Below are 26,457 nucleotides of genomic sequence, written 5' to 3' on the forward strand. Positions count from 1 at the left end.
ATCGTCTTGAGTAGCGCAAGCGTACGGAGGTACGCTGAGCAACGCAGAGGCGATAGTGGGACGCGCAGTAGGTTTTTAGCGGCGTCCTGCACGTGTGCTGACATCAACCCACACGGCTAAAGTGAGGATACTGCCTTTTACAATCATCTGCCAGTAGGTATCCACATCGAGCATGGACATGCCGTTATCGAGGCTGGCCATTACCAGGGCACCGATCAGGGCGCCGTACACGGTGCCAGATCCACCGCGCATCGAGGTGCCGCCGATGAAGCAGGCGGCAATGGCATCCAGTTCGCTGAAGGTGCCGGCCGACGGCGAACCGGCCGCCAGGCGCCCCGTGTTGATCAGGCCCGCCAGCGCGCACATCAGGCCCATGATGCCAAAGATCCACAGCTTGACGGCTTTCACATTGATGCCCGACAGGCGCGTCGCCTCCATATTGCTGCCCACGGCGTAGATGCGCCGGCCGAACACCGTCTGGCTGGTGATATAGCTGAACAATCCCAGCAGCGCCAGCAACAGCAGCACGGGCAAGGGGATGCCTTCATAATCATTCAGGGTCTGCACGAAGGCGTACAGCACGGCGCCGATGACGATCACGCGCACGCCATCCACCCAGGCCAGCGTCTGCGGCAAGCCATGCTGGGCGCGGCTGGCGCGCTGCCGCCATGTCAGGAACGCGGCCAGCAGGAACAGGCCAACGCCGAGCGCGATGCCTGGCAAGACAGGCAGATAACCTTGTCCCAGGTAGACCAGCGGGTCGGAGACGGGCGCAATCGTGATGCCGCCCGTGATGCCCAGCAAAATGCCGCGATACGCCAGCATGCCGCCCAGGCCGACGATGAAGGACGGTATGCCCCGGTACGCCGTCAGGTAGCCATTCAACAGGCCGATCACCAGGCCGCAGCCCAGCACCGCCGCCAGGTTCAGCGCCAGCGGCCAGTGCTGCGTCACGTCCAGCACGGCGGCGATGCCGCCCAGTAGCCCCAGCAGGGAGCCGATCGACAGGTCGATTTCGCCGGCGATAATTACCAGCACCATGCCGCAGGCGAGGATGCCCGTGACGGACATCTGGCGCAGCAGGTTGGACAGATTGCGCGGCGTGACGAAACTGCCTTGCGTCTTCCACGAAAAAAAGGCCCAGATCAGCGCCACGGCGATCAGCAGGGCCAGCATCTTGTATTGGGTGAACAGCTGTTTTACGCTGACAGGTTTCATGCGGCGGATTCCTTGTGTAGATTGTTGGCGCCAGGCGCCGGATGCTGGGCCAGCGCCGCCGCCAGCACGGTTTCCTGGCTCAGGCCATCGTTGATGAAGTCGCCGCGCAGCCGCCCTTCTCCCATCACCAGCACGCGGTCCGATACGCCCAGCACTTCAGCCAGTTCCGACGACACCATGATGATGGCCACGCCCTGGTCGGCCAGCGCCAGCATCAATTTATAGATTTCATATTTGGCGCCCACGTCCACGCCGCGCGTGGGTTCGTCGAGGATCAGCACGCGCGGGCGCGTCAGCAGCATCTTGGCCAGCACGGCCTTTTGCTGGTTGCCGCCGGACAGGCTGGTGATCGGCAAGGTGGGACTGGCCGCCTTCAGCTCCAGCTGCGCGATCTCGCCGCGCACGGCCAGCCGTTCCGCCTCGCCATCGATGCGCGTGGCGCGCGCAAATTGGCCCAGCACGGCCAGGGTGATGTTCTGGCCCACATCGAGGTCGGGCACGATACCGTGGTGCTTGCGGTCTTCCGGCACCATGGCCAGGCCCCTGGCAATCGCCTTTTGCGGCGTCGAGGTATCGATGCGCTGGCCATCGAGCCAGATTTCGGCCTGGAACGGCCCCTGGTAGGCGCCGAACAGGGCGGAAACCAGTTCCGTGCGCCCCGCGCCGACCAGTCCCGCGATGCCGAGAATTTCTCCCTTGCGCAGGCTGAACGACACATCGTCGACCCGCTTGCGCTGCGGGTTGTCGGCGTCGATGCACGTCACGTGGCGCGCCTCGAACAGCACCTCGCCAATGGCCGGCTGCGGCCCGCGCTGCGGATACAGCTGGCTCATTTCGCGGCCCACCATCTGCGCAATGATGCGCTCCACGTTCATCTGCGCCATCGGCGTGGTGGCGATATGCTTGCCGTCGCGGATGACGACGATGGTGTCGCAGATGGCCGCCACTTCATCGAGCTTGTGCGAGATATAGATGCAGGTGACGCCGCGCGCTTTTAACGCCCGCAGGATATCGAGCAGCACGGCGATTTCCGACGCCGTCAGCGACGACGACGGTTCATCGAGGATCAGCAGGCGCGCATTCTTGTTGAGCGCCTTGGCGATTTCCACCAGCTGCTGGTGGCCGCCGCCGTAATGCATCACGGGCAGCGCCACGTTCAGTTCCGGTATCTTCAATTCGCGCAGCAGCTCGTCGGCGCGCTTGTACATGGCCGCGTAATGCATGCGCCCGCCGGGCAGGGTGATTTCGCGGCCCATGAAGATATTCTCGGCCACGGACAGCTGCGGCACCAGCATCAGTTCCTGGTGGATGATGATGATGCCCGCGTCTTGCGTGTCGCGGATCGACTGGGCGCGCAGGGGCTTGCCTTCCCACAGGATCTCGCCCTCCCAGCTGCCATGCGGGTAGACGCCGGACAGCACCTTCATCAGGGTCGACTTGCCGGCGCCATTTTCGCCGCACAGGCCGATGCACTCGCCGGCCCGCACCTGCAGGTCGATGCCGTCGAGCGCGCGGACACCGCCAAACTGTTTGACGATGCCTTTCATTTCAAGCAGATAGTCGGACATGCTTACTCTCGTTGCGGATACGCAGGAAAAAGGCCGGCCTGGCGCGCAGCGCACAAGCCGGCATCACGCAAGGATCAATTCCCCAGCTGCGCCTTCGTATAAAACCCGTCATCGACCAGAATATTCACGTTCGCCTTGGTCAAAGGCGTCGGTTTCAACAGCACGGTGCTGACTTTTTTCAAGCCATTGTCATAGCTGGCGTTGTAGGCCGGTTTTTCATTGCGCGCCAGTTGCACGGCCAGGGTGGCCGCTTCCGAAGCGATGGTTTTCAGAGGCTTGTAGACGGTCATCGCCTGGGTGCCGGCGATCACGCGCTTGACGGCCGCCAGGTCGGCATCCTGGCCCGATACCGGCACCTTGCCGGCCAGCTTTTGCGCAGCCAGCGCCTGGATGGCGCCGCCAGCCGTGCCGTCGTTCGAGGCGACGATGGCGTCGATCTTGTTCTTATTGGCCGTCAGCGCGTTTTCCACGATCGACAGCGCTTCGGTAGCGCTCCAGTCCTTCACCCACTGCTGGCCCACGACCTTGATATCGCCCTTGTCGATGTAGGGTTTCAGGACCTTCATCTGCCCTTCGCGCAGCATCTTGGCGTTGTTGTCGGTCGGCGCCCCGCCCAGCAGGTAGTAATTGCCCTTCGGCTGCAGCTTGACCACGCCCTCGGCCTGCATCTCGCCCACTTTTTCGTTGTCGAACGAGATATAGGCGTCGATATCGGCATTGAGGATCAGGCGGTCATACGACAGCACCTTGATACCGGCTTTTTTTGCTTCCTTGACGGTGTTGTTGAGGACCGTCGCGTTGAAGGGCACGATCACCAGCACGTCCACGCCACGTGAAATCAGGTTTTCGATCTGCGAAATCTGGCGCTGCTCGCTGGCGTCAGCCGACTGCACAAAGACCTTGGCGCCCTGCTTTTCGGCGGCAGCGATAAAGAAGTCGCGGTCGCGCGTCCAGCGCTCCACGCGCAGGTCGTCGATGGAAAAACCGATCTTCGGATTTTTCGCATCGGCCAGGGCGCTGCTGCTGGCCAGCGCCAGCATGGCGGTCATGAGGGCTGCACTGATGATCTTGTTCATTACGTGTCTCCTTGTGGATTTTATTAAGAACGTTTTTCACTACGGGTGCTGCGGCTTCCTACATCAATGGTTATGGCGTGGCAGGGTCTGCCCTACGGCGCGGTATTTCAGGGCCAGCTCCATGCAGGCGCCCGTCTCCAGCTGGCCCACGCTGGCGCGGTAGATTTCCTGCCATGGCGTGGCACTCTCGTTGACCGGCGGCGGCATTTCCTGCGCGCGGCGGACCAGTTCCTGTGCATCGACCAGCATGTCGCAGCGGCCCGCGTTCAAATCGACGCGGATGATGTCGCCCGTGCGCAGCAGCGCCAGGCCGCCGCCCACCGCGCTTTCCGGCGAGGCGTTCAGGATCGAGGGGCTATCCGAAGTACCCGACTGGCGCCCGTCGCCCAGGGTCGGCAGGTTCAAGATGCCGGCCTTGAGCAGCGAATCGGGCGGCTGCATGTTGACCACTTCGGCCGAGCCGGGCCAGCCCACGGGACCGGCGCCGCGCATCACCAGCATGCAGCCATCGTCGATGGCCAGCGCCGGATCGTTGATGCGCGCGTGATAGTCGGCGGAGCCGTCAAAGACGATGGCGCGCGCCTCGAACACGCCTTCGCTGCCGGGGCGCGACAGATAGCGCTCGCGGAACTGGGCCGAGATCACGCTGGTTTTCATGATGGCGAAATCGAACAGGTTGCCCTGCAGCGCCAGGAAACCCGCTTTTTCCTTTAACGGTGTATGGAATGGACGGATCATTTCGCGGTCCGCACTTTCGCGTCCGGCCAGGTTGGCCGCCATGCTGTGGCCCGTGACGGTAGGGCGTTCGGCGTGCAGCAGGCCTGCCTGGAGTAATTCCCACATCACGGCCGGCACGCCGCCCGCGCGGTGAAAGCGCTCGCCCAGATACTTCCCGGCCGGCTGCATGTTCAGCAGCAGCGGCACGTCGTAGCCGTGCGCCATCCAGTCGCCCGAATGCAGTTCCACGCCCGCATGGCGGGCCATCGCCATCAGGTGCGGCTGGGCGTTGGTGGAACCGCCGATGGCCGCGTTGACGATGATCGCGTCGAGAAAAGCCTCGCGTGTCAAGATGTGTGACGGGCGCACATCTGCATGCGCCAGGGCGACGATGCGGCACCCCGTTTCATAGGCGATCTGGCCCCGTTCGCGGTAGGGTGCGGGTATCGCCGAGCAGCCCGTCAGCGACATGCCCAGCACCTCGGCCAGTGCGTTCATGGTCGACGCCGTGCCCATGGTGTTGCAGTGGCCGGCGGAAGGCGCCGAAGCGGCGGCGATCTGCAGAAATTTGTCATTGTCGATGGCGCCGGCGGCCAGCTGGCGGCGGCCCTTCCAGATGGCGGCGCCCGAACCCACCAGTTCGCCGTCCATCCAGCCGTCGAGCATGGGACCACCCGACAGCACGATGGCGGGGATGTCGACCGTGGCGGCCGCCATCAGCTGGGCCGGCGTGGTCTTGTCGCAGCCCGTGGTCAGCACCACGGCGTCGATCGGATAGCCATGCAGGATTTCCACCAGGCCCAGGTAAGCCAGGTTGCGGTCCAGCGCCGCCGTGGGGCGGCGGCAGTTTTCAAAGATCGGATGCAGCGGGAATTCCATCGGGATGCCGCCCGCATCGCGGATGCCGTCGCGCACGCGTTTGGCCAGCTCCAGGTGGATCCGGTTGCAGGGACTGAGGTCGCTGCCGCTCTGTGCGATACCGATGATGGGCCGGCCCGAACGCAGTTCCTCGGCCGTGATCCCGTAATTCATGAAGCGCTCCAGATACAGCGCCGTCATGTCGATATGCTCGGGATTATCGAACCAGTCCTGCGAGCGGAAGCGGCGCGCACGGGCGGTGGTCATGGCGGCGGCGTTCATGCGCCGTACCAGCCCGCGTCGACAAAGTATTCACGCCCCGTGCATTTGGCCGCATTGTCCGAAGCGAGGAACAGCGCCAGCGCCGCCACGTCCTGCGGCTCGACGCGCGTCTGCAGGCACTGGCCCTGCAGGATCACGGCTTCCGCTTCCGGGGTATGCCATAAACGCTCCTGGCGCGGCGTGCGCACGGCGCCGGGAATGATGCAGTTGACGCGGATACCATCGGCGCCCAGGTCGCGCGCCAGGCCATGCGTCAAGCCTTCGATACCCGCCTTGGCCGTCATGTAGATCGACAGATTCGCCTGCGCCAGATGCCATGAAATCGAGCCCAGGTTGAGGATCACGCCACTGCGTTTAGCCCGCATGGCGGGCGCCACTGCCTGGGCGCAAAAATACTGGTGGCGCAGGTTCACGGCGATGCGTTCGTCCCAGTAGGCAGGCGTCACGTCCTGCAACTGGTGGCGGTCGTCGTTGGCGGCGTTGTTGACGAGGATATCGGCCGCGCCGGCGCTGCGCTCCATGTCGGCAAAGGTGGTAGCCAGCATATCGAGGTCGGTCAGGTCGCAATAGCGGAAAACGGGCGGCAACGGCAAGTGCGCCAGTTGTGCTTCCAGCGCCTGCGAAGCCTCGCGGGCGATATCGAGAAAAGTGACTTGGGCGCCCTGGCGCGCGAACGCCTCGACGATGGCCACGCCGATGCCGGTGCCGCCGCCCGTGATGACGACGCGCTTGTTGGCCAGGCTGGGGTAAGTCGCATGCTGCATAAAAAAGTCTCTCTTCTTATGGTAAAAATCGGATCAGAGCAAGCCGCGCTGGGCCAGGTTTTGATACAGCGCCCGCACGCCAAAGGTCCACGGCGGGATCGCGTCGCAGCGCTGCACTTGGTTGACCAGTGCGCCCAGCTTTGCGCTGGCGATGGTGACCCGGTCGCCCAGGTGGTGCGTGAAGCCGCCGCCTGCGATATCGCGGTCTTTCACGGGCGAGAACATGGTGCCCAGGAAAAGCATGAAACCGTCCGGGTACTGGTGATAATCGCCCGCCGTCTGGCGCACCAGGTCCAGCGGATCGCGGCTGATCTCGCGCATGAAGCTGGCGCCTTCCAATACAAAACCATCGTCCGCGCCTTCGATCAGCAGCGACACTTCGGCCTGGCGCACGCTATCGAGCGTAAAGTGATCGTCGAACAGGCGGATGAAGGGACCGATGGCGCAGGAACCGTTGTTGTCCTTGGCCTTGCCCAGCAAGAGCGCGCTACGGCCCTCTATGTCGCGCAGGTTCACATCGTTGCCCAGGGTCGCGCCCAGCACTTCGCCACGGCTGTTGACGGCCAGGACGATCTCCGGTTCCGGATTATTCCAGGCGGAGTTCGGCAGCAAGCCCACTTGCGCGCCGCAGCCCACGGCGGACATGGCTTGCGCCTTGGTGAATACTTCCGCATCGGGACCGATGCCCACTTCCATATACTGCGACCAGGCGCCCCGCTGCTGCAGTTGCTGCTTCAAGCGCTGCGCCGCTTCGGAACCGGGACGCAGGGCGGACAGATCGCTGCCCAGGGTGTCTTGCAGCGCGGTGCGCAAGCTGGCGGCGCGCGCGGCGTCGCCGCCTGCCTGTTCTTCGATCACCCGTTCGAGCAGGCTGACGGCGAACGTCACGCCGCATGCCTTGATCGCTTGCAGGTCGCATGGCACCAGCAGCAGGGGCTGATCATGCGGCGCCTGCATGGCTTGCTCCAGCAGCGCCTGTACGGGGCCCAGCGAGACACCTGGCGCATGGCGGGCGATACCGGGCGCATCGACGCTGTCGAGCAGGTCGGCCACCGTGGCGACTGTTGGCGTGATATCGATCACTTCACCGCTGCGCACGACGATGACACAGGGACCATCACGCCAGATACGGCCCACCAGCAAGGCGGCGTTGAGATCGACGGGCAGGAGGGTGGCTGGTGAAATCGGCTGCATGCTGGACTCTCGAAAACGCGGTGAAGAAGCGGATGACTGCAAGGTGGAACCGATTCTGCGCGCAGCCCTGGCGCACCGCAATTACGAAAATCACCAAAAGGCTTGATGATTATTCTTATTGCAATGCAACAAAGAGCCAGCCATGAAAAAAAGGCGCCGCAGCGCCTTTTCTTCTTCCCTGCATCGGTATCAGGAGTGCCCGGGCACGCTGTCGCGCAGGGCTTCCGGCAGCAAGGCCTGATCAAAATTCTGGTAACACACGGGCCGCAGGAAGCGGTGAATGGCTGCCGTGCCCACCGACGTGCTGCGGCCATCCGAGGTGGCCGGATACGGCCCGCCATGCACCATGGCGCTGGCCACTTCCACGCCGGTCGGATAGCCGTTGGCGAGAATGCGGCCCACCTTGCGTTCCAGCGCCGGCAACAGGCGGCGCGCCGCCTCCAGGTCGCTGGCATCCATCTGCAGGGTGGCCGTCAACTGGCCTTCCAGCTGTTCCGTAATGGCCAGCATCTCATCGACATCGCGGCATTCGACCAGCAAGGTGGCCGGGCCGAACACTTCTTCGGCCAGCGCGGCGCTGGCACGAAACGCCGCGCCCGTCGTGCGAAACACCGCCGGGAACGCCTTGCACGTGTCGGACGCCACCGGTTCCAGCATGGCTTGCACGCCATCCTGGCTGGCCAGTTGCGCCACGCCGCGCCGGTAGTTGGCGGCGATGCCGGGCGTGAGCATGACGCCGGGCGGCAATGCACCCAACGCCTTGGCCACACTAAAACTGAAGTGCTCAAAGTGGCTGCCAGCCAGTCCTAACACCAGGCCGGGATTGGTGCAGAACTGGCCCACGCCGTTCGTCAGCGATGCGGCCAGGCCGGCGGCGATCGATTCGCCGCGCGCGGCCAGCGCCTGCGGCAACAGGAACACGGGATTGATGCTGCTCATTTCCGCATACACGGGAATAGGCTGCGGGCGGGCGGCGGCAATCGCCATCAAGGCCGTGCCCCCTTGCCGCGAGCCGGTAAAACCGACGGCCTGGATGGCGGGATGGCGCACCAGCTCAGCACCGAGCGCATTGCCTATGCCCGTCAACAAGCTGAAGACACCAGCCGGCAAGCCGCAATCAGCCACCGCTTGCACGATGGCGCGGCCCACCAGCTCGGAGGTGCCGGGATGGGCCGGATGGGCCTTGGCCACCACGGGGCAGCCAGCAGCCAGCGCGGCCGCCGTGTCGCCACCGGCTACCGAAAACGCCAGCGGAAAATTGCTCGCCCCGAACACGGCGACGGGCCCCAGGCCGATCATGCGCAAACGCAGTTCAGGGCGCGGCGGGGCACGCTCAGGCAGGGCCTGGTCGACGCGGATATCCTGCCAGGCGCCCTCGCGCAGCAGGTCGGCAAACAGTTTCAGCTGGCCCACCGTGCGGCCCCGCTCCCCTTCCAGGCGGGCACGCGGCAAGCCGCTTTCCGCCATGGCCCGTACGATCAGCGCATCGCCCAGCGCCAGGATCTGCGTGCCGATCGCTTCCAGGAAGTCGGCCCGCTGCATGTCCGTCGTGGCGCGGAATGGATCGAAAGCGGCCTGCGCCGCGCGGCAAGCCTGGTCGATCTGGCTGCTATCGACGGTGTAGAACGCGGGGGCGATTTCCACGCCCTGCGCAGGGTCAAACGCCTGGAAGGACGCTTGCGTGCCGCGCACGGCCTGGCCATTGATCAAGGCATCGCCGCTGATAGCCAATATTGAATTCATGTGCTTCCTTTGCGAAAGTGGAGAGGCGCGCCGCCCAGACTTCAAACCTCAGAGCACCGGCAGGCGACACGTATGCCCATGATGGTATGCCGGATAGCTGCCATAACGCCAGCGCCGGTCCACGTCCGGCAGCATTATGCTGCATCGCAACACGACAAGCTGTGCTGGTAGCGTGCCGGTGGATCGCTTACACTGTCGGCTCCTGTCCCCAACCGTGATCGCCATGCGCCGCTCTGCTCTACTCGCCCTGCCACTGCTGCTGCTCGTTTCCGCTTGCGACGATTACACGGCGCCCAGCCTGTACCAGGCCACCACGCCCGAGTGCAAGACGTGGACGGAAGGCTCGCGTTTCGAATTGCCGCGCGGTATCAGCATCTACGCCACGCCGCCCGTCACGCTGAAGGAAGGCGGCACGGAACTGGCGTTGATCTTTACGTTGCCCGTGGGCACCCAGGCCAGTTTTACACGCTTGTCCTTCTTGCTGGAAGAGCCCCACAAGGAACCGTTCGCGGCGGCCAAGATCCTCACCATCTACCAGCGCGGCATGAGCCAGAAAGCGGAAATCGTCGACGTCATCGACCAGCTGCCCATCATGTTTTCCGCTGTGGGCAACAGCAAGGAGACGCAGTGGCGCATCCGCCTGCAACTGCCACGCCAGCTGCCGCAGCGTTTTGACCTGTCCATGCCCGACATGCTGGTCGGCGGCAAGCGCTACCCCGTGCGTACCTTCACCTACCGCTATTTTGACGAGCGCAAGGCTTACGGCATGTGCAGTTAAGTCGCGCGGCAAGCATTCCGAAATGTCTGGGAGCAATTCAGGCCTGCGCCAGACATATCGGATGAGCTGCCCACCAGACGCTATCTTCAAACATGCGCTGGTTCCTGCCGAGGGCCTCGGGCCAGAACATAAATAAACAATAGCGCCATCACGCCTGCCCCCATCCACATGGCTTGCTGCCAGCCCTGTACGAAAGACTCCTGCGCGTATCGGTACACCACATCGGCGTAAGGCTGGCCTCCACGCGCACTGGCCAGTGCATTTGCAATGCCCCGGCCAGCCGACGCCGCCAATTCGGGCGGAAAACCAAGTAGGCGCGGGCCAATAGCCGAGCTATACCCTGCCGTAAAGACCGCCCCAAGCAGCGCAACACCAAGTGCCGTACCGAACTCCCTGGTCACATCGTTCAGCGCTGAAGCGACGCCCTGCTGGTCGCGCGGCAAGGATGCGGTGATGGCTTCAGTGGAGGGCGCCATGGCAAGGCCCATGCCGATACCCATGGCGATCATGCCCGGCAGGATAGAAAGGTAACCGCCCTCCACCGAAACAAGCATGGACATCAGGGCAAGCCCGACGCCACCTATGAGTATTCCACCCGCCATGGTGAAACGAGGACCCACGCGCGCTGCCAAGCGGGGGGCAACACCGGAGAACGCCATCATCATTATGGCCATGGGCATAAGCGCAAACGTGGAGCGTAGGCCAGACCAACCGAGCACAGACTGGAAGAATGGGTACAGGACGATAAAGACACCGGCTTGCACGCCAAACCAGGTGAGCAGGGATACTGAGCCACTGGCGAGACCAGCTTTGAGGAACAGCCTGATATCCAGAAGCGGTGCCTGCTGGCGCAGTTCCCAGAAACCAAAACAGATCGTGGCGCTGATGCCGACGGCGAGGCCGATTAAGACCGAGGGAGCCCACCATCCCTGTTGCGGCCCTTCATGGAGGAAGAAGATCAGGCCCATGACGGCCACCAGGCAGAGCAGCGAGCCGACAACATCAAACTTGTGCTCCTGTATTTCGCGCCAGTTTGGAATGCAGCGTCGCGCCATGAGGCCTGCCACAACAACAAGCACTACCGGCAGCGCGAACAGCCACCGCCAGGAAAGAAAGTCGACCAGAACGGCCGAGAGGAACATCCCCAGGATACCTCCGCCGCCTGCAACGGCAGTCCACACACCGATAGCCTTGGAGCGTTCTTCATCGGGGAAAACCGATGTGATGACCGAAAGAGTGACAGGCATGATCAGGGCTGCCCCCACGCCACTGAAAAGGCGCGCAGCAATCATTACCTCAACGCCAGGAGCCAGTGCCGATGAGATGTTGGCCACGCCAAAAATAACTAGTCCCAGGAGCAAGACTGGCTTGCGGCCCCATCTGTCGCCGACGGCGCCCAGCGGCAACAGCAATGCCGCCAGGCTGATGGTATAGACGTTGATCATCCACAATACTTCGCCTTGGCTCGCCTCCAGGTCCAGAGCAAGCTGTGGTTGAGCAACATTTAGCCCTGTCACGGCCGCAATCACGGCCATTAGCGCAACACATACCGTCAGCAAAATAACCCGACGCTGGCTGGCATCGTGGATGATTGGAACGACAGATCCGGAAGCGGCCCGCTTCCGGTCTGGGACGACATTGATCGACGTTGACATTGAAACTCCCATCATGTATCAATAGAGGATACTTAAGCACAATCTATCAAGTATCATTTGATGATACGTGATGGTTTATTGCATGTCAACACGCTCGGCAAGTCCGTTCAGCTATAGGATATAAGGATCGACAATGAATAAAGACACGCGCCTATCGGATGTCTTGCACGTACTGTTACACCTGGGCCATGCGACAGAACCGATCACCTCGGAGATATTGGCTAAAAGCATGGGGACCAATCCCCCCGTGTTCAGACGAACGATGGCAGGCTTGAGAGAGGCGGGATACGTCCGTTCGGAAAAGGGGCATGGTGGAGGATGGATGCTCGCACGGCCACTCCGGGAGATCACTCTGCTCGATGTCTATTCCGCTCTCGGCCAGCCGAAACTATTCGCCATAGGCAGTCGAACGAATCATCCAGACTGTCTCGTACAAAAAAAAGTCAACGATGTCCTGGCCGATACGATGGAGCAGGCTGAAGCGTTGTTTGTACGGCGCTTCAGCGAAATCACCCTGGATTTACTCACGCCGGAAAAGCACGCGCAACTTTCCGAGCCTTGTGAAAAGTCTTCGCTTCCAGCGCTTTCGCAATGATCACCAACTGCTGCGCGAGGCCCAGCGGCCCCCGCGCTACCGTATCGTCGCGTGGGCCAAGGGAAAAACCCTGGCAAGAAAGGTAGCGGAGAAAGGAAAGCGCCATCGGGTGAATCCATCAAATACGCCGTTCACAAGCCCTCTCTTGTACCGTTGTGCAGATGTCTGACGACCATCTGCCCACCCGACAGCGATTGCGCCATCGCTTGCTAGAATGCCAGGACGATGCGGCCATCCAGCGCGCGGCTCTCCATCCTCTCATGTGCAAGGGCCGCCTGGCTGAACGGCAGTACATCGATCACGGTTTTTCCGAGTCCGGCGACGACCATCTTTAATGCCGCCTCCAGCGCGGGACGTATCGCTTCGGGATGCGCCGCCATATACGCGCCCATATTGAAGCCGCACACGCTCACGCACCCCAGCCACAGCGCATTGGTCTTGACTTGATGCTCCCAATCACCGCTGGCATTGCCGGCGACGACGAGCCGGCTGCCTGGCCGCATCAACGCCAGGCTGTGGTCACGGACGGCGCCGCCGACAGGGTCGATGACGATGTCGAACTTTTCGTCTGCCAGAATTGCCGGCAGTTGCATGGCGTCAACGATACGGTCGTATGGCAGCTGTGTCTGGGCTGCAGCATCGAGCTTGCTCGCGCGTACTGTACCGACCACGCGCGACGCGCCGAGCTGCTTGGCCATGCCCGGGAACGCAGCAGCAAAGCCGCCGAGCGCACCATGGACGAGCACGCTCTCTCCTTCAGACAGGTGCGCAATTCTGGTCAAGGCAATATGCGCCATCGCCGCATTCGGTATCAGCGCAACGGCCAGGGCCGGGTCGATCCCGGAGGCGTCAAACGACACCGTGTGGGCAGCGCGCGCAATGTACACCGACGCATAGCCGCCCGTACCGCTACCGTTCGACATTGCCACGACTTTTTCACCGATCGACAAGCCAGTGACGCCCTCTCCTAGCGCACGTACCGTACCGGCAACTTCCAGTCCGGGAATGAAGGGCGGCTGAGCCATGCCAGGCATGTCCTTGAAACGCCCCTGGCGGAAAAAGATATCGATCAGTCCGACCGCCGCATGGCTGACGTCAATCGCAATGTCACCAGGGCCGGGCGCCGGATCCGGCAACTCTGTCACGGCGAGCACGCTTGGGTCGCCGAAGCGCGTAGCGAGAACAGCTTTCATCAGGATTTCCTTTGCAATCAGATTGGGAGTGCACACTCCAAAGTTAACGCACACAATGATGCGTTAACTGGAAGATAGCACAGTTTTTAATGTAACGCACAGGAAGATGCGTTAAAATCGTGTCATGAAAGAAAGAGCCCGTTCCATCGAAGATAAACAGCAACGCTGCGAGGATTTACTCGACGCAGCGGAATCACTGGCACTTGAGCTGGGAGGCGTGCGTTTGCTCACCGTCGCGGCAGTGACCGACCGTGCCGGCTTGCACCGCACGGGGGTACGGCGCTATTACGCCAACAAGGAAGAGTTATTGCTTGAACTGGCCGAACGCTGCTGGATGCGGTGGCGCGATGTGATCAGGGATAACGTGGGGACGCGGGTCGGCTTGACGCCGATGGAGCTTGCCGGGGTGGTTGCCGATAGCATCATTTCACTCCCCGTCTTCTGTGATCTGCTGACGCATGTCACATTGAGCCTGGAAGGCGCTGTCGATATCGAGCGGGCCAGGCGTTATAAAACCAATGCCTTCGCCGCACACGACCAGATTGTCAGCGCGCTGGTTCAGGCCAGCAACATGACGACACAGCAACTGCAAAGTCTGCTGTCAGCCACGATCATGCTTGCCGCCGGCTCTTGGCAAGTATCGCACCCTGCGCCCACGCTTGCCCGGCTGTACCAGGAAGTACCGGCATGGGGCCATGTCGCGCTCGACTTTGGTCCCCGGCTGCGCTATTTGCTGCAAGCAACAGCCTTGGGGCTGGTCGAGGCGATACCGCCGCACCAATAAAAAAGGCAGCCCGAAGGCTGCCTCTTGCATTGTTGCTGGTCTGCAAATTAATGCTGACGCAACTTCTGGATCGCTGCCAGCTGTGCAATTGCACTGGCCAGCTCGGCTTGCGCTTGCGCGTAGTCAATGCCCGAATCCTTGTTGTGGATATTTTCTTCCGCCAACTTCTTCGCTTCCAGCGCTTTCGCTTCATCCAGGTCGTGACCGCGGATAGCGGTATCGGCCAGGACGGTCACGGTATCCGGCTGCACTTCCAGCAGGCCGCCAGCAACGAAGACGAATTCTTCTTCAGCCTGGCCGACTACCTTGATGCGGACCGCGCCCGGACGGATGCGGGTAATCAAAGGCGTGTGGCGTGGGTAGATACCCAGCTCGCCCTGTTCACCCGGCAACGCGACGAATTCTGCTTCGCCTGAAAAAATCAGTTCTTCAGCGGAAACCACGTCAACGTGAATTGTGTGTGCCATGTGTGTCCTATCGGGTTGAAGAACCCCGCCCTAATCTAGGGCGGGGTTAGGCCCAAACTTAACTTAGTTAAGTTTCTTGGCTTTTTCGATTGCTTCTTCGATCGTGCCGACCATGTAGAACGCTTGTTCTGGCAGGTGATCGAGTTCGCCCGAAGCGATCATTTTGAAGCCCTTGATCGTGTCTTTGAGCGAAACGTATTTACCAGGCGCGCCGGTAAACACTTCAGCGACGTGGAATGGCTGCGACAGGAAACGTTGCATCTTACGTGCACGTGCTACCAGCAGCTTGTCTTCCGGCGCCAGCTCGTCCATGCCCAGAATTGCGATAATGTCGCGCAATTCCTTGTAGCGTTGCAGGGTCGTTTGCACGGCACGCGCGGTGTCATAGTGCTCTTGACCAACGATCAGCGGATCCAGCTGACGCGAGGTCGAGTCCAGTGGGTCCACGGCTGGGTAGATACCCAGGGAAGCGATGTCACGCGACAGCGCAACGGTCGAATCCAAGTGAGCAAAGGTGGTTGCTGGCGATGGGTCGGTGTAATCGTCGGCTGGAACGTAGACGGCCTGGATCGAGGTAATCGAGCCGGTTTTGGTCGACGTGATACGCTCTTGCAGACGGCCCATTTCTTCCGCCAGGGTCGGTTGGTAACCCACCGCCGATGGCATACGACCCAGCAGTGCCGAGACTTCGGTACCCGCCAGCGTGAAGCGGTAGATGTTGTCCACGAAGAACAGCACGTCTTTACCTTCGTCACGGAACGATTCAGCGATCGTCAGGCCAGTCAGCGCTACGCGCAGACGGTTACCTGGCGGTTCATTCATCTGACCGTAGACCATCGCTACCTTGGAATTCTCCGGGTTTTCCAGATCGACCACTTTCGCGTCAGCCATCTCGTGGTAGAAGTCGTTACCTTCACGGGTACGCTCACCGACACCAGCGAACACGGACACGCCGCTGTGCGCTTTAGCGATGTTGTTGATCAGTTCCATCATGTTCACGGTCTTGCCTACGCCAGCGCCGCCGAACAGACCCACTTTACCGCCTTTGGCAAACGGGCACACCAGGTCGATCACCTTGATGCCGGTTTCCAGCAGTTCTTGCGATGGCGACAGTTCGTCGTACGCAGGAGCGGTGCGGTGGATCGACGCGATCTGGTCGTGCGAGACAGGACCGCATTCGTCGATCGGGTTACCCAGCACGTCCATGATGCGACCCAGGGTTGCTTTACCGACTGGCACCATGATCGGTTTGCCGGTGTTTTGGATTTGCATGCCACGACGCAGGCCATCGGACGAGCCGAGTGCAATGGTACGGACAATGCCGTCGCCCAACTGCTGTTGTACTTCCAGGGTCAGTTCCGAGCCTGCCATTTTCAAGGCATCAAATACCTTGGGCATCGCGTTGCGTGGAAACTCAACGTCCACCACAGCGCCGATACACTGAACGATTTTGCCATCAGCCATGTTCGTTCCTTCAATATAGTTAAATTCGTTTAAACCGCAGCCGCACCGGCGACGATTTCGGAGAGTTCTTTGGTAATCGCAGCTTGGCGGGTCTTGTTGTAGATCAGCTTCAATTCGCCGATCACACTACCCGCGTTGTCGCTTGCAGCTTTCATCGCCACCATCCGCGCCGATTGCTCGGACGCCAGATTTTCTGCGACTGCCTGGTACACCAGCGCTTCTACATAGCGCTCCAGCAATTCATCGATGACCGTTTGTGCATCCGGCTCATAGATGTAATCCCACGCGTGGGCACCCTGGTCGGCTTGCATCTTGTCTTCTGGCAGTGGCAGCAATTGCTCCACGACCGGCTCTTGCTTCATCGTATTGATGAATTTGGTGTAGCACAGATAAACTGCATCGAGCTTGCCAGCCTGGAACTCTTCGAGCATGACCTTGACAGGTCCGATCAATTTATCCAGGTGCGGCGTGTCGCCGGTCTGGATCGCGTGAGCGATGACCTTGACGCCGATGCGATTCAAAAAACCCAAACCCTTGTTACCGATAGCGACTGCTTCAACCCGGTTGCCAGCTGTTTCCAGCTCGCGCGACTTGGACGTCACCTGACGCAAGATATTGGTGTTCATGCCGCCGCACAGACCCTTGTCGGTCGTCACGACGATGAAACCCACTGCCTTGGCTTCCGTACCCTGCGCTGCTGCCAGGAACGGGTGCGTGTATTCCGGATTGGCGGTCGCCAGATTGGCGGCGATATTCCGAATCTTGTCACTGTAGGGACGAGCGGCCCGCATCCGGTCTTGCGCCTTGCGCATTTTGGACGCGGCGACCATTTCCATCGCCTTGGTGATCTTCTTCGTATTCTCTACGCTCTTGATCTTGCCCCGTATCTCTTTGCTTGATGCCATGAGTCCTTACTCCTTCTGCGCGTAGGGCGGCGCCGCACTCAGGGTGGGCGCCGCCTGGCCGCTTAATATGCGCCGGATTTCTTGAAATCAGCAATGGCCGCCGACAGAGTTGCTTCGCTGTCTTTGTCGAGTTGCTTGGTTTCTTCGATCTTGGCCAGCAGAGCAGCTTGCTTGGTCTTCATGTAAGCGTGAACACCAGCTTCGAACGACAGCACTTGCTTGACTGGCACGTCGTCCATGAAGCCTTTGTTCACCGAGTACAGCGATACAGCCATCAGCGAGATCGACAGTGGCGAGTATTGGGCTTGCTTGAGCAATTCCGTTACGCGTGCACCACGGTCCAGCTGCTTGCGGGTCGATTCGTCCAGGTCCGATGCGAACTGCGCAAACGCGGCCAGTTCACGGTATTGCGCCAGGTCGGTACGGATACCGCCGGACAGGTTTTTGATGACCTTGGTCTGGGCGGCGCCACCGACGCGCGATACGGAAATACCGGCGTTAATTGCAGGACGGATACCGGCGTTGAACAGCGAGGTTTCCAGGAAGATCTGACCGTCGGTAATCGAAATCACGTTGGTTGGAACGAAGGCCGACACGTCGCCAGCTTGCGTTTCAATGATCGGCAGAGCCGTCAGAGAACCGGTCTTGCCTTTGACAGCGCCGTCGGTGAACTTCTCGACGTAGTCGGCGTTCACGCGTGCTGCGCGTTCCAGCAGGCGGCTGTGCAGGTAGAACACGTCGCCTGGGTACGCTTCGCGACCTGGTGGACGGCGCAGCAGCAGCGAGATTTGACGGTAAGCAACAGCTTGTTTCGACAGATCATCGTAGACGATCAGTGCATCTTCACCGCGGTCACGGAAGTATTCGCCCATGGCGCAACCGGAGTACGGCGAGATGTATTGCATGGCGGCCGATTCCGAAGCGGAAGCGGCAACAACGATGGTGTATTCCATCGCGCCGTGTTGTTCCAGCGAGCGCACGATGTTCTTGATCGACGAGGCTTTTTGGCCAATCGCGACGTAGATACATTTCATGCCCTGGCCTTTTTGATTGATGATCGCATCAATCGCTACAGCCGACTTGCCGGTTTGACGGTCGCCGATGATCAGTTCGCGCTGGCCACGGCCAACTGGAACCATCGCATCGATCGACTTCAGGCCGGTTTGCATCGGTTGCGAAACGGACTCACGGGCGATCACGCCCGGCGCGATTTTTTCAATCGCCGCTGTCAGTTTGGTCTCGATGGCGCCTTTGCCGTCGATCGGCTGACCCAGCGCGTTGACCACGCGGCCCAGCAGTTCAGGACCGACTGGCACTTCCAGAATGCGGCCGGTGCATTTCACCGTGTCGCCTTCGGAGATGTGCTCGTAAGCACCCAGGATCACGGAACCAACGGAGTCGCGCTCCAGGTTCATGGCCAGGCCAAAGGTGTTGCCTGGGAATTCCAGCATCTCGCCTTGCATCACGTCCGACAAACCGTGGATGCGGCAGATACCGTCGGCTACGGAAATAACCGTGCCTTGGTTACGCACTTCAGCGCCGCCGTCAAGACCTTGGATCCGGCTCTTGATCAACTCGCTGATTTCAGATGGGTTGAGTTGCATACTAACTCCTAAAAGTGTTTCTCTCAGCTTGCGCGAGGGGTAAGGGTCTGTCTAAGCTGGCCTGCCGAAGCGCGGGTCTTACGACACCAGTGCAGCGTGCAGTTGCTGCAACTTGGCGCGCACCGAAGTGTCGAGCACCTGGTCACCAACAACCACGCGTACACCGCCGAGCAGCGATGGATCTACTGTCACGGCAGGGTTGAGCTTACGACTGAATTTCTTTTCCAGCGTTGCGACCAGCTCGGCCGTTTGGCCTTCGCTCAGATCGAAAGCGCTCGTGATCTCGGCGTCAGCCGCACCTTCCAGGCTGTTTTTCAGCACGTGGAATTGCGCGCCGATTTCCGGCAGCAGGCTAATGCGGCCATTTTCGATCAACAAGGTGAGGAAGTTTTTCACTTCCTCATTGAGCGGCGATTTCAACAACGACAGGATGGTGGCGACGACATCGCTTTCCGAAACTTTCGGATTGCGCGCGTACGCCTGTACCTCGGGGTGGCTGCCGATCTGTGTCAATTCAGACACCAGTTCGGACCACGCCGCGAGGTTGCTTGACTCCTTACCAGCTTGGGCTACGCGGAACAAAGCTTCCGCGTAGGGACGGGCGACGGTTGCGAGTTCTGCCATGATTACAGCTCAACAGCAAGACGCTGCAACATTTCGGCGTGAGCCGTAGCGTTGACTTCACGCTTCAAGATCTGCTCTGCACCTTTAACAGCCAGGTCAGCCACCTGAGCGCGCAATTGTTCGCGTGCTTTCGACAGTTGCTGCTCGGCGTCCGACTGGGCTTGCGCAATGATACGCGCAGCTTCAGCTTGTGCATTTTGCTTGATCTCTTCAGCAACCAGCTGCGCGCGCTTCTCAGCGTCCGCAACGCGTTGCGAAGCTTCTTCACGTGCACTGTTCAATGCCTCTTGCGCACGCTTTTCAGCGACAGCCATCGAAGCCTGACCTTGATCGGCCGCAGCCAATCCATCCGCGATTCGTTTGGCACGCTCATCCAGCGCATTGTTCAGCGCTGGAAATACGAACTTCATCGAGAACCAGACCAACACCGCGAAGGTGATCATCTGGCCGATGAGCGACATATTGATGTCCATACCTTTGCTCCTAACTAAAAGTTTCTCCTAGGGTTGGAGCGAATTACTGAGCAGCAGCGGTCAAAGCAGCCAGGAACGGGTTAGCGAACGTGTACAGCAGAGCAACACCAACGCCGATCATCGAGATCGCATCCAGCAGACCAGCGATAACGAACAGCTTGGTTTGCAGTTGTGGCATCAGTTCTGGTTGACGTGCCGATGCTTCCAGGAATTTGCCACCCAAGATAGCGAAGCCCAGAGCGGTGCCGATTGCGGCCAGGCCGATGATGATTGCTGCTGCCAGAACGGTCATGCTTTGTACTTGTGCGATCAGAGCTTGCATAAAATTCTCCTAAATTTAAAAACGAAAGATACTAAAAAAACAAAATATAAAGTTAATGATTAATGCTTCTCAACCGCAAGGCTCAGATACACAACCGTCAACGCCATAAACACAAAAGCTTGCAAAGTTACAATCAAGATATGGAAAATTGCCCATGGACCACCCAACGCCCACTGTGCCCACCAAGGCAACAACGCGATCAAGATGAAAATCAGTTCGCCGGCATACATATTGCCGAACAGTCGCAGCGACAGGGAGATCAGTTTTGCAACCAACTCAACCATTTGCAGCAGGAAATTGACTGGCGCCAGGGCGATCGTGCCGATCACGCCACTTGCGTGGAATGGCGCCGTGAACAGTTCCTTGATCCAGCCGCCCAGGCCCTTGGCCTTGATCGAAAAAGCGATAATGCACAGCACCACAGAGAACGACATGGCGAAGGTGTGATTCACGTCGGCGGTCGGTACGGCACGCAGTTTATGCACGCCAAACCAGCTCAATACCTTCGGCAACAGGTCAACCGGCAGGAAGTCCATCGCGTTCAGCAGCCAGACCCAGACAAAAATAGTGATGGCCAGCGGCGCGATGATCTTGCTTTTCGCGTGAAAGGCACCATTAATAGTGTCATTCACGATTTCCATGATCATTTCTACGAAGTTTTGCAGCTTGCCAGGCACGCCAGCGGTCGCGCGACGCGATGCCAGGTAGAAAACACCGAGGAATACAAAACCCAAAATGGCCGAAATCCAGAACGTATCCAGATTGATGGTGCCGTCGGCACTTCTCAGGTGGGACAAGTGATGGCTGATGTATTCTGTGGCGTTAGCCGGGGCAGCATGGCCCGCTTCAATAGCGTGTTCTGTGGTCATAATGAATTTAGATTTGTCGTTTCAAGGCATACACCCCGAAACCAATGATTAAACAGCGAGCAATGAAAACCAGTATGCTAAGGTTGCCACCGCGAAACCCAAGATCAGCCATAACCAGGCGGCCGACTGAAACAACACCAGTGCTGTGATAAACAGCACCGCTGTGATAAATATTTTCACCACTTCTGCGCGCAAATGCGCCCGGAATGCCTTGTTGGCGTCGCTGGAACCGCTGGCGACCAACATGGCATACACCAGGCTGCCGATGACTGCGATAGCGCCGCCACATGCGGCGGACCAGCCTTTGATACTGCCACCGAAAAACAGGGTAACGGTTGAAAAGCTGATAACGATTGCTAGTTGCAGGGCAACTACTTTGTAGACTGGTTTGGCAATATTTTGTTGTGAATCACTCAATTACCAGGTCCCCAGAAAAATCTACACACGCAAAGACACGGGATTATAGTTGGCTTTGATATATAGAGTCAAACGTTGCCGCACTGCAGCAGGGCAATTGCTGCGCGAAACAGACGCTTTACCGACTATTCACGGATATTTGCACCAATATGTGACAAAGCCGCTTGTACAGCGGCTTTGGGACGTGTTAGCAAGAAACCACCACTTGCCTGCGGAAAGCGTTAACTGGCAAACCAGACCACCAGCTGATCGGGGCGCCTTCTTGCTTACCACTAATTACGAATGCCTCTCTATCTATGTGGCCTATATATATGTGTGTTCCCTTGGCTAGCCGCGCAGGCGGGCTAACACGCCATCGAGTACATCGAGGTCGGCAAAGTCGATTACCAGCTGACCCCGTCCTTTATTGCCCATCTTGAACACCACGGGGGTGGCCAGCGTATCGGACAGCTCTTCTTCCAGGCGGGCAATATCGCCGGACTTTTCTTTTTGCCGCGGTTCGACCGGATTGGCCGCCTCTTCCAGGCTGCGCGTCACCAGCTTTTCCGTTTCGCGCACCGACAAACGCTTGGCCACCACCTGATTGGCCAGATTGATCTGGCTGGCCGCATCGACCGCCAGCAAGGCGCGCGCGTGGCCCATGTCGATATCGCCGGCCATCAGCATGGTTTGCACCGGTGAAGCCAGATTCATCAGACGCAACAAGTTAGAGACCGCGCTGCGCGAGCGTCCAACCGCAGTGGCCGCTTGCTCATGGGTAAAACTGAAGTCCGTGATCAGGCGGTGGATGCCCTGCGCTTCTTCCAGCGGGTTCAAGTCTTCGCGCTGGATGTTTTCAATCAGCGCCATGGCGGCGGCGGCCAAGTCATCGACATCACGTACCAGTACCGGTACTTCCGTCAGGCCGGCCAGTTGCGAGGCACGGAAACGACGTTCACCGGCAATGATTTCATATTTAACAAGTCCACTCAAGGTGTCTTGTCCGATCGGCCGCACCAGGATCGGTTGCATCAAACCCTGCGCCTTGATCGAGGCCGCCAGTTCATTCAGGGCGCCCTCGTCCATGCGCGTGCGCGGCTGGTATTTGCCGGCTTGCATTTGTGACACCGGCAGATTGCTCGGCGTATTGTGCTCGGGACTGGCGAAGTCGCCACCGCCGCCGCCCAATAGCGCGTCGAGTCCGCGACCCAGTCCTTTTAGTTTTTTCGTAGCCATGCTGTCCTAATTCTCTTTTTTGAGTAAGCGCTTACATCGCAATGTCCAAACGATGCAGTCGCTACTGTTTACATATGTTTGATGCGTTCCACCATTTCGGCGCCGAAGGCGATATACGCCTGCGCGCCTTTCGAGCTGGGGTCGAAGGTCACGCCGGGCAAGCCGTACGATGGCGCTTCGGCCAGGCGCACATTGCGCGGGATGATGGTCTTGAAGACCTTGTCGCCGAAGTGCTGCTCAAGCTGGGCCGATACTTGTTGCGATAATGTCATGCGTGGATCGAACATCACGCGCAGCAGGCCGATGATCTTCAAATCCGGGTTCAGGTTGGCGTGCACTTTTTTGATCGTGTTGACCAGGTCGGACAAACCTTCCAGCGCGTAGTACTCGCACTGCATCGGGATGATCACGCCATGCGCCGCGCACAGGCCGTTCAGGGTCAGCATCGATAATGCCGGTGGGCAATCAATCAGGATGAAGTCATATTCGCCATCGACTTCGGCCAACGCATCCTTCAGGCGGCGTTCGCGGTTGTCCAGGTCGACCATCTCGACTTCGGCGCCGGCCAGCTCGCGGTTCGAGGGCAAGACATCGAAGCGCCCCGCTTCCGAACGCTGGCGTGCCGTTTTGACATCGGATTCCCCCAGCATCACTTCATAGGTCGAGGCTGGCAAGCCAGCCTTGTTGATGCCGGCGCCCATGGTGGCATTGCCTTGCGGGTCGAGGTCGACCAGCAGCACGCGCTGGTTCAATTTGGCCAGGCCGGCGGAGAGGTTGACACTTGTTGTGGTTTTACCAACACCACCCTTTTGATTTGCTACACAAAAAATTTTGGCCATGTATCTTCTAGTTGTAAGGGATGCACACTGCAAAGGATGCAAACTGCATGATTGCGCTCCGACGTCCCGCCGAAACGATTTATACTGTTTATCTTGTTTATACGATATAAATCGTTTATACGGTTTATATAATTTATACCGTATAAACTGTTTATATGATTTATACCGTTTAAATTTTCAAATTCAAACTCTTGTTATAAAGACCAGATGACGCTCTGCATTTAGCCCTGGCACCTGGATCGCTCGTAATTCGGTCACTTTCCACTCTGCTGGCAGTCGCTCGCGCTCGTCTGGCGGTGCCACCCCTTTCAAGGCGATGAATTGACCGCCCTCTTCCAAAACGTGGCCCGACCAGTTGACGAAGTCCGACAGGTCCGCAAACGCCCGCGAAGTGATTACGTCGAATTTTTGCTTCACTTCCAGCTGTTCCACCCGTTTCGTGTACACCGTGACGTTGGAAAGGCCCAATTCCGCCTTCACTTGCGTCAAAAACGCCGTCTTCTTGTGCACCGTATCGATCATCGATACTTTTACATCAGGCCGCGCGATGGCCAATACCATGCCGGGCAAGCCACCACCAGCGCCCACGTCGAGCACGTTTTTCGCATCGACAAAGGCGGGGATCGCCGCCAGCGAATCGAGCACGTGCAAGGTCAGCATCTGCATCGGATCGCGCACCGAGGTCAGGTTGTAGACACTATTCCACTTGGCCAGCAAGGCCAGGTAATCGAGCAGTTTTTCCGCCTGTTCCGCGCTCAGACTCAAGTCCAGCGCGGTGATACCTTCATGCAAAATCGGGGCCAGTGCGGCCCGGTCAAACTGCTGCTTCATTCAACAACCTCATCCTTTAAAGTCTGCGTTTGCGCGCCGCCGAAGCCGCGCTTTTTCAAGTGGACCAGCAACAGCGAGATCGCCGCCGGCGTGACGCCGGAAATGCGCGAGGCCTGGCCCAGGGTTTCAGGGCGCTGCTTGTCGAGTTTTTGACGCACTTCGACCGACAGCGCGCTGATGTCCAGGTAATTGAACCCCTCGGGCAAGGCCAGGTTTTCATAGTGTTCGTGGCGCTCGATTTCCTTGCTCTGGCGCTCGATATAGCCGGCGTATTTCAACTGGATTTCCACCTGTTCGCGCACGGCCGCGTCTTCCACGCCGGGGCCGGCCAGGACCTGGCCTTCCACGCCCGTCATGCTCATCAGGGTGTCATAGGCCACGTTTGGACGGCGCAGCAAGTCGGCCAGCGAGTATTCGCGTTCGATCGCCTGGCCCACGATGCGCTCCGATTCGGCCGCCGCCAGGATGCGCGGATTGACCCAGGTCGAGCGCAAACGCTCCAGTTCCAAGGCCACGGCCTCGCGTTTTTTCTCGAATGCCTGCCATTGGGCATCGCCCACGCAGCCCAAAGCACGGCCAATTTCCGTCAAACGCATGTCGGCATTGTCTTCGCGCAGGCTCAAACGGTACTCGGCACGGCTGGTAAACATGCGGTAGGGCTCTTGCACGCCCTGGGTGATCAAATCGTCGACCAGCACGCCCAGATACGCCTCGGAGCGGCCCGGTACCCAGGCATCCTTGTCCTGCGTCAACAAGGCGGCATTCAGGCCCGCCAGCATGCCTTGCGCGGCCGCTTCTTCGTAGCCGGTGGTGCCATTGATCTGGCCGGCAAAGAACAGGCCCGCCACGGCCTTGGTTTCCAGCGAGGCTTTCAGGCCGCGCGGGTCGAAATAATCGTATTCGATGGCATAGCCGGGGCGCAGGATATGCGCGTTTTCCATGCCTTTCATCGATTGCACCAGGGCGATCTGCACGTCGAACGGCAAGCTGGTGGAGATGCCGTTTGGATAGAATTCATGCGTCGTCAAACCTTCCGGCTCGAGGAAAATCTGGTGCGATTCCTTGCCCGAGAAGCGGTGAATCTTGTCTTCAATCGACGGGCAATAACGGGGGCCCACGCCTTCGATCACGCCCGTGTACATGGGGCTGCGGTCCAGGCCGGCACGGATGATGTCATGCGTCTGGCTATTCGTGTGCGTGACCCAGCACGGCACCTGGCGCGGGTGCATGGCCGTGTTGCCCATCACCGAGAACACCGGCACGGGATCGAGGTCGCCCGGCTGTTCCTGCATCACGGAAAAGTCGATGCTGCGGCCATCGATACGCGGTGGCGTACCCGTTTTCAAACGGCCTTGCGGCAGTTTCAATTCCTTCAAACGGGCCGACAGGGACAGCGCAGGCGGGTCGCCGGCACGGCCGGCCGAATAGTTATTCAAGCCCACGTGGATCTTGCCGTCGAGGAAAGTGCCTGCCGTCAAGACGACGGCGCGCGCCAGGAATTTCAAGCCGATCTGCGTGACGGCGCCGACTACGCGGTCGCCTTCGACGATCAAATCATCGACCGCCTGCTGGAACAGCCACAAGTTCGGCTGGTTTTCCAGCCGCGTACGGATGGCGGCCTTGTACAAGATGCGGTCGGCCTGGGCGCGCGTGGCGCGTACTGCCGGGCCTTTCGAGGAATTCAGGATGCGGAACTGGATGCCGGACTCGTCGGTGGCAATCGCCATCGCGCCGCCCATGGCATCGACCTCCTTGACCAGGTGGCCCTTGCCGATGCCACCGATGGAGGGATTGCACGACATCTGGCCCAGGGTCTCGATATTATGCGTGAGCAACAGCGTCTTCTGCCCCATACGGGCGGAAGCGAGGGCCGCTTCGGTGCCGGCGTGACCACCACCGACAACGATGACGTCAAATTCTGTAGGAAATAACATGGGTATAAGTAACGATACAAATAAAGATACGGATAAAATATGCGTAAACATGCGGGGATTAGCTCCGA

At 59.7% G+C, this 26,457-nt stretch carries 25 protein-coding genes; 3 read left to right on the top strand and 22 right to left on the bottom strand.

Annotated elements, in window-relative coordinates; genetic code table 11:
- Nucleotides 1-75 precede the first annotated feature (75 nt).
- From ACL9RI_RS18880 to ACL9RI_RS18910, 7 genes are all read right to left on the bottom strand, one after another.
- Nucleotides 76-1,218 (bottom strand): sugar ABC transporter permease, encoded by a 1,143-nt coding sequence (locus ACL9RI_RS18880; protein ID WP_422728040.1) that lies wholly within the window; start codon nucleotides 1,216-1,218, stop codon nucleotides 76-78.
- Nucleotides 1,215-2,786 carry a D-xylose ABC transporter ATP-binding protein gene (gene xylG, locus ACL9RI_RS18885; protein ID WP_422728041.1) on the bottom strand — a complete coding sequence of 524 codons (1,572 nt, stop codon included), beginning with the start codon at nucleotides 2,784-2,786 and terminating at the stop codon, nucleotides 1,215-1,217. Before xylG ends, ACL9RI_RS18880 begins: the two co-directional genes overlap by 4 nt.
- A 74-nt stretch (nucleotides 2,787-2,860) precedes the next feature.
- Nucleotides 2,861-3,862: a D-xylose ABC transporter substrate-binding protein gene (gene xylF, locus ACL9RI_RS18890; protein WP_422728042.1), complete on the bottom strand. Its 1,002-nt coding sequence runs from the start codon at nucleotides 3,860-3,862 to the stop codon at nucleotides 2,861-2,863.
- Between the two features lie 63 nt (nucleotides 3,863-3,925).
- Nucleotides 3,926-5,704 carry an IlvD/Edd family dehydratase gene (locus tag ACL9RI_RS18895; protein ID WP_422728130.1) on the bottom strand — a complete coding sequence of 593 codons (1,779 nt, stop codon included), beginning with the start codon at nucleotides 5,702-5,704 and terminating at the stop codon, nucleotides 3,926-3,928.
- A gap of 11 nt (nucleotides 5,705-5,715) precedes the next feature.
- Nucleotides 5,716-6,483: an SDR family NAD(P)-dependent oxidoreductase gene (locus ACL9RI_RS18900; RefSeq protein WP_422728043.1), complete on the bottom strand. Its 768-nt coding sequence runs from the start codon at nucleotides 6,481-6,483 to the stop codon at nucleotides 5,716-5,718.
- A 33-nt stretch (nucleotides 6,484-6,516) separates the two neighbouring features.
- Nucleotides 6,517-7,677, bottom strand: a complete 1,161-nt coding sequence (locus ACL9RI_RS18905; protein ID WP_422728044.1) for a fumarylacetoacetate hydrolase family protein — start codon at nucleotides 7,675-7,677, stop codon at nucleotides 6,517-6,519.
- Nucleotides 7,678-7,866: 189 nt separating this feature from the next.
- Nucleotides 7,867-9,420 (bottom strand): aldehyde dehydrogenase (NADP(+)), encoded by a 1,554-nt coding sequence (locus ACL9RI_RS18910; RefSeq protein ID WP_422728045.1) that lies wholly within the window; start codon nucleotides 9,418-9,420, stop codon nucleotides 7,867-7,869.
- A gap of 223 nt (nucleotides 9,421-9,643) precedes the next feature.
- Here ACL9RI_RS18910 and ACL9RI_RS18915 point away from each other — a divergent pair, with 223 nt between their 5' ends.
- Nucleotides 9,644-10,198 carry a hypothetical protein gene (locus tag ACL9RI_RS18915; RefSeq protein ID WP_422728046.1) on the top strand — a complete coding sequence of 185 codons (555 nt, stop codon included), beginning with the start codon at nucleotides 9,644-9,646 and terminating at the stop codon, nucleotides 10,196-10,198.
- Nucleotides 10,199-10,284: 86 nt separating this feature from the next.
- On the opposite strand, the gene ACL9RI_RS18920 is transcribed toward ACL9RI_RS18915, so the two are convergent.
- Nucleotides 10,285-11,853, bottom strand: coding sequence for an MFS transporter (locus ACL9RI_RS18920; protein ID WP_422728047.1), 1,569 nt, complete (start codon nucleotides 11,851-11,853; stop codon nucleotides 10,285-10,287).
- Between the two features lie 133 nt (nucleotides 11,854-11,986).
- Here ACL9RI_RS18920 and ACL9RI_RS18925 point away from each other — a divergent pair, with 133 nt between their 5' ends.
- Nucleotides 11,987-12,448 carry an Rrf2 family transcriptional regulator gene (locus ACL9RI_RS18925; protein WP_422728048.1) on the top strand — a complete coding sequence of 154 codons (462 nt, stop codon included), beginning with the start codon at nucleotides 11,987-11,989 and terminating at the stop codon, nucleotides 12,446-12,448.
- A gap of 209 nt (nucleotides 12,449-12,657) precedes the next feature.
- Here the strand turns inward: ACL9RI_RS18925 and ACL9RI_RS18930 are convergent, their stop codons facing one another.
- Nucleotides 12,658-13,641, bottom strand: a complete 984-nt coding sequence (locus ACL9RI_RS18930; RefSeq protein WP_422728049.1) for a quinone oxidoreductase family protein — start codon at nucleotides 13,639-13,641, stop codon at nucleotides 12,658-12,660.
- 124 nt (nucleotides 13,642-13,765) lie between these two features.
- Between ACL9RI_RS18930 and ACL9RI_RS18935 the strand changes: the two genes are divergently transcribed.
- Nucleotides 13,766-14,425: a TetR family transcriptional regulator gene (locus tag ACL9RI_RS18935; protein ID WP_422728050.1), complete on the top strand. Its 660-nt coding sequence runs from the start codon at nucleotides 13,766-13,768 to the stop codon at nucleotides 14,423-14,425.
- 47 nt (nucleotides 14,426-14,472) lie between these two features.
- Here the strand turns inward: ACL9RI_RS18935 and ACL9RI_RS18940 are convergent, their stop codons facing one another.
- The 13 genes from ACL9RI_RS18940 to mnmG all read right to left on the bottom strand — a co-directional run bounded on the left by ACL9RI_RS18940 (nucleotide 14,473) and on the right by mnmG (nucleotide 26,389).
- Nucleotides 14,473-14,892 (bottom strand): F0F1 ATP synthase subunit epsilon, encoded by a 420-nt coding sequence (locus ACL9RI_RS18940; protein WP_183679465.1) that lies wholly within the window; start codon nucleotides 14,890-14,892, stop codon nucleotides 14,473-14,475.
- A 63-nt stretch (nucleotides 14,893-14,955) separates the two neighbouring features.
- Nucleotides 14,956-16,356, bottom strand: a complete 1,401-nt coding sequence (gene atpD / locus ACL9RI_RS18945; RefSeq protein ID WP_422728051.1) for a F0F1 ATP synthase subunit beta — start codon at nucleotides 16,354-16,356, stop codon at nucleotides 14,956-14,958.
- Nucleotides 16,357-16,385: 29 nt separating this feature from the next.
- Nucleotides 16,386-17,261, bottom strand: a complete 876-nt coding sequence (gene atpG / locus ACL9RI_RS18950) for a F0F1 ATP synthase subunit gamma (protein ID WP_422728052.1) — start codon at nucleotides 17,259-17,261, stop codon at nucleotides 16,386-16,388.
- A 62-nt stretch (nucleotides 17,262-17,323) separates the two neighbouring features.
- Nucleotides 17,324-18,865, bottom strand: a complete 1,542-nt coding sequence (atpA, locus tag ACL9RI_RS18955; RefSeq protein WP_422728053.1) for a F0F1 ATP synthase subunit alpha — start codon at nucleotides 18,863-18,865, stop codon at nucleotides 17,324-17,326.
- Nucleotides 18,866-18,943: 78 nt separating this feature from the next.
- Nucleotides 18,944-19,489, bottom strand: coding sequence for a F0F1 ATP synthase subunit delta (locus ACL9RI_RS18960; RefSeq protein WP_422728054.1), 546 nt, complete (start codon nucleotides 19,487-19,489; stop codon nucleotides 18,944-18,946).
- Nucleotides 19,490-19,491: 2 nt separating this feature from the next.
- Nucleotides 19,492-19,962 carry a F0F1 ATP synthase subunit B gene (locus ACL9RI_RS18965; RefSeq protein WP_034752697.1) on the bottom strand — a complete coding sequence of 157 codons (471 nt, stop codon included), beginning with the start codon at nucleotides 19,960-19,962 and terminating at the stop codon, nucleotides 19,492-19,494.
- Nucleotides 19,963-20,005: 43 nt separating this feature from the next.
- Nucleotides 20,006-20,284 (bottom strand): F0F1 ATP synthase subunit C, encoded by a 279-nt coding sequence (gene atpE, locus ACL9RI_RS18970; protein ID WP_183679459.1) that lies wholly within the window; start codon nucleotides 20,282-20,284, stop codon nucleotides 20,006-20,008.
- Nucleotides 20,285-20,343: 59 nt separating this feature from the next.
- The gene (atpB, locus tag ACL9RI_RS18975; protein ID WP_422728055.1) at nucleotides 20,344-21,153 is read right to left on the bottom strand and encodes a F0F1 ATP synthase subunit A; all 810 of its coding nucleotides are present in this window, start codon (nucleotides 21,151-21,153) and stop codon (nucleotides 20,344-20,346) included.
- Nucleotides 21,154-21,201: 48 nt separating this feature from the next.
- Complete coding sequence (locus ACL9RI_RS18980) at nucleotides 21,202-21,570, bottom strand: ATP synthase subunit I (protein ID WP_183679455.1); 369 nt, start codon at nucleotides 21,568-21,570, stop codon at nucleotides 21,202-21,204.
- 327 nt (nucleotides 21,571-21,897) lie between these two features.
- Nucleotides 21,898-22,785 carry a ParB/RepB/Spo0J family partition protein gene (locus ACL9RI_RS18985; RefSeq protein WP_422728056.1) on the bottom strand — a complete coding sequence of 296 codons (888 nt, stop codon included), beginning with the start codon at nucleotides 22,783-22,785 and terminating at the stop codon, nucleotides 21,898-21,900.
- A 68-nt stretch (nucleotides 22,786-22,853) separates the two neighbouring features.
- On the bottom strand, nucleotides 22,854-23,624 hold the full coding sequence (locus tag ACL9RI_RS18990) for a ParA family protein (RefSeq protein WP_422728057.1): 771 nt from the start codon (nucleotides 23,622-23,624) through the stop codon (nucleotides 22,854-22,856).
- A gap of 183 nt (nucleotides 23,625-23,807) precedes the next feature.
- Complete coding sequence (rsmG, locus tag ACL9RI_RS18995) at nucleotides 23,808-24,455, bottom strand: 16S rRNA (guanine(527)-N(7))-methyltransferase RsmG (protein WP_422728058.1); 648 nt, start codon at nucleotides 24,453-24,455, stop codon at nucleotides 23,808-23,810.
- Nucleotides 24,452-26,389, bottom strand: coding sequence for a tRNA uridine-5-carboxymethylaminomethyl(34) synthesis enzyme MnmG (gene mnmG, locus ACL9RI_RS19000; protein ID WP_422728059.1), 1,938 nt, complete (start codon nucleotides 26,387-26,389; stop codon nucleotides 24,452-24,454). The genes rsmG and mnmG overlap by 4 nt, the downstream gene beginning before the upstream one ends.
- Nucleotides 26,390-26,457 lie beyond the last annotated feature (68 nt).

It is taken from the genome of Janthinobacterium sp. Mn2066 (genome assembly GCF_049319705.1).
In the GTDB taxonomy this organism is placed as follows: domain Bacteria; phylum Pseudomonadota; class Gammaproteobacteria; order Burkholderiales; family Burkholderiaceae_D; genus Janthinobacterium.

Coding starts and splice junctions, on each gene's coding strand:
- ACL9RI_RS18880 (WP_422728040.1), bottom strand. CDS start 1,218: ATGAAACCTGTCAGCGTAAAACAGCTGTTCACCCAATACAAGATGCTG.
- xylG (WP_422728041.1), bottom strand. CDS start 2,786: ATGTCCGACTATCTGCTTGAAATGAAAGGCATCGTCAAACAGTTTGGC.
- xylF (WP_422728042.1), bottom strand. CDS start 3,862: ATGAACAAGATCATCAGTGCAGCCCTCATGACCGCCATGCTGGCGCTG.
- ACL9RI_RS18895 (WP_422728130.1), bottom strand. CDS start 5,704: ATGACCACCGCCCGTGCGCGCCGCTTCCGCTCGCAGGACTGGTTCGAT.
- ACL9RI_RS18900 (WP_422728043.1), bottom strand. CDS start 6,483: ATGCAGCATGCGACTTACCCCAGCCTGGCCAACAAGCGCGTCGTCATC.
- ACL9RI_RS18905 (WP_422728044.1), bottom strand. CDS start 7,677: ATGCAGCCGATTTCACCAGCCACCCTCCTGCCCGTCGATCTCAACGCC.
- ACL9RI_RS18910 (WP_422728045.1), bottom strand. CDS start 9,420: ATGAATTCAATATTGGCTATCAGCGGCGATGCCTTGATCAATGGCCAG.
- ACL9RI_RS18915 (WP_422728046.1), top strand. CDS start 9,644: ATGCGCCGCTCTGCTCTACTCGCCCTGCCACTGCTGCTGCTCGTTTCC.
- ACL9RI_RS18920 (WP_422728047.1), bottom strand. CDS start 11,853: ATGTCAACGTCGATCAATGTCGTCCCAGACCGGAAGCGGGCCGCTTCC.
- ACL9RI_RS18925 (WP_422728048.1), top strand. CDS start 11,987: ATGAATAAAGACACGCGCCTATCGGATGTCTTGCACGTACTGTTACAC.
- ACL9RI_RS18930 (WP_422728049.1), bottom strand. CDS start 13,641: ATGAAAGCTGTTCTCGCTACGCGCTTCGGCGACCCAAGCGTGCTCGCC.
- ACL9RI_RS18935 (WP_422728050.1), top strand. CDS start 13,766: ATGAAAGAAAGAGCCCGTTCCATCGAAGATAAACAGCAACGCTGCGAG.
- ACL9RI_RS18940 (WP_183679465.1), bottom strand. CDS start 14,892: ATGGCACACACAATTCACGTTGACGTGGTTTCCGCTGAAGAACTGATT.
- atpD (WP_422728051.1), bottom strand. CDS start 16,356: ATGGCTGATGGCAAAATCGTTCAGTGTATCGGCGCTGTGGTGGACGTT.
- atpG (WP_422728052.1), bottom strand. CDS start 17,261: ATGGCATCAAGCAAAGAGATACGGGGCAAGATCAAGAGCGTAGAGAAT.
- atpA (WP_422728053.1), bottom strand. CDS start 18,865: ATGCAACTCAACCCATCTGAAATCAGCGAGTTGATCAAGAGCCGGATC.
- ACL9RI_RS18960 (WP_422728054.1), bottom strand. CDS start 19,489: ATGGCAGAACTCGCAACCGTCGCCCGTCCCTACGCGGAAGCTTTGTTC.
- ACL9RI_RS18965 (WP_034752697.1), bottom strand. CDS start 19,962: ATGGACATCAATATGTCGCTCATCGGCCAGATGATCACCTTCGCGGTG.
- atpE (WP_183679459.1), bottom strand. CDS start 20,284: ATGCAAGCTCTGATCGCACAAGTACAAAGCATGACCGTTCTGGCAGCA.
- atpB (WP_422728055.1), bottom strand. CDS start 21,153: ATGACCACAGAACACGCTATTGAAGCGGGCCATGCTGCCCCGGCTAAC.
- ACL9RI_RS18985 (WP_422728056.1), bottom strand. CDS start 22,785: ATGGCTACGAAAAAACTAAAAGGACTGGGTCGCGGACTCGACGCGCTA.
- ACL9RI_RS18990 (WP_422728057.1), bottom strand. CDS start 23,624: ATGGCCAAAATTTTTTGTGTAGCAAATCAAAAGGGTGGTGTTGGTAAA.
- rsmG (WP_422728058.1), bottom strand. CDS start 24,455: ATGAAGCAGCAGTTTGACCGGGCCGCACTGGCCCCGATTTTGCATGAA.
- mnmG (WP_422728059.1), bottom strand. CDS start 26,389: ATGTTATTTCCTACAGAATTTGACGTCATCGTTGTCGGTGGTGGTCAC.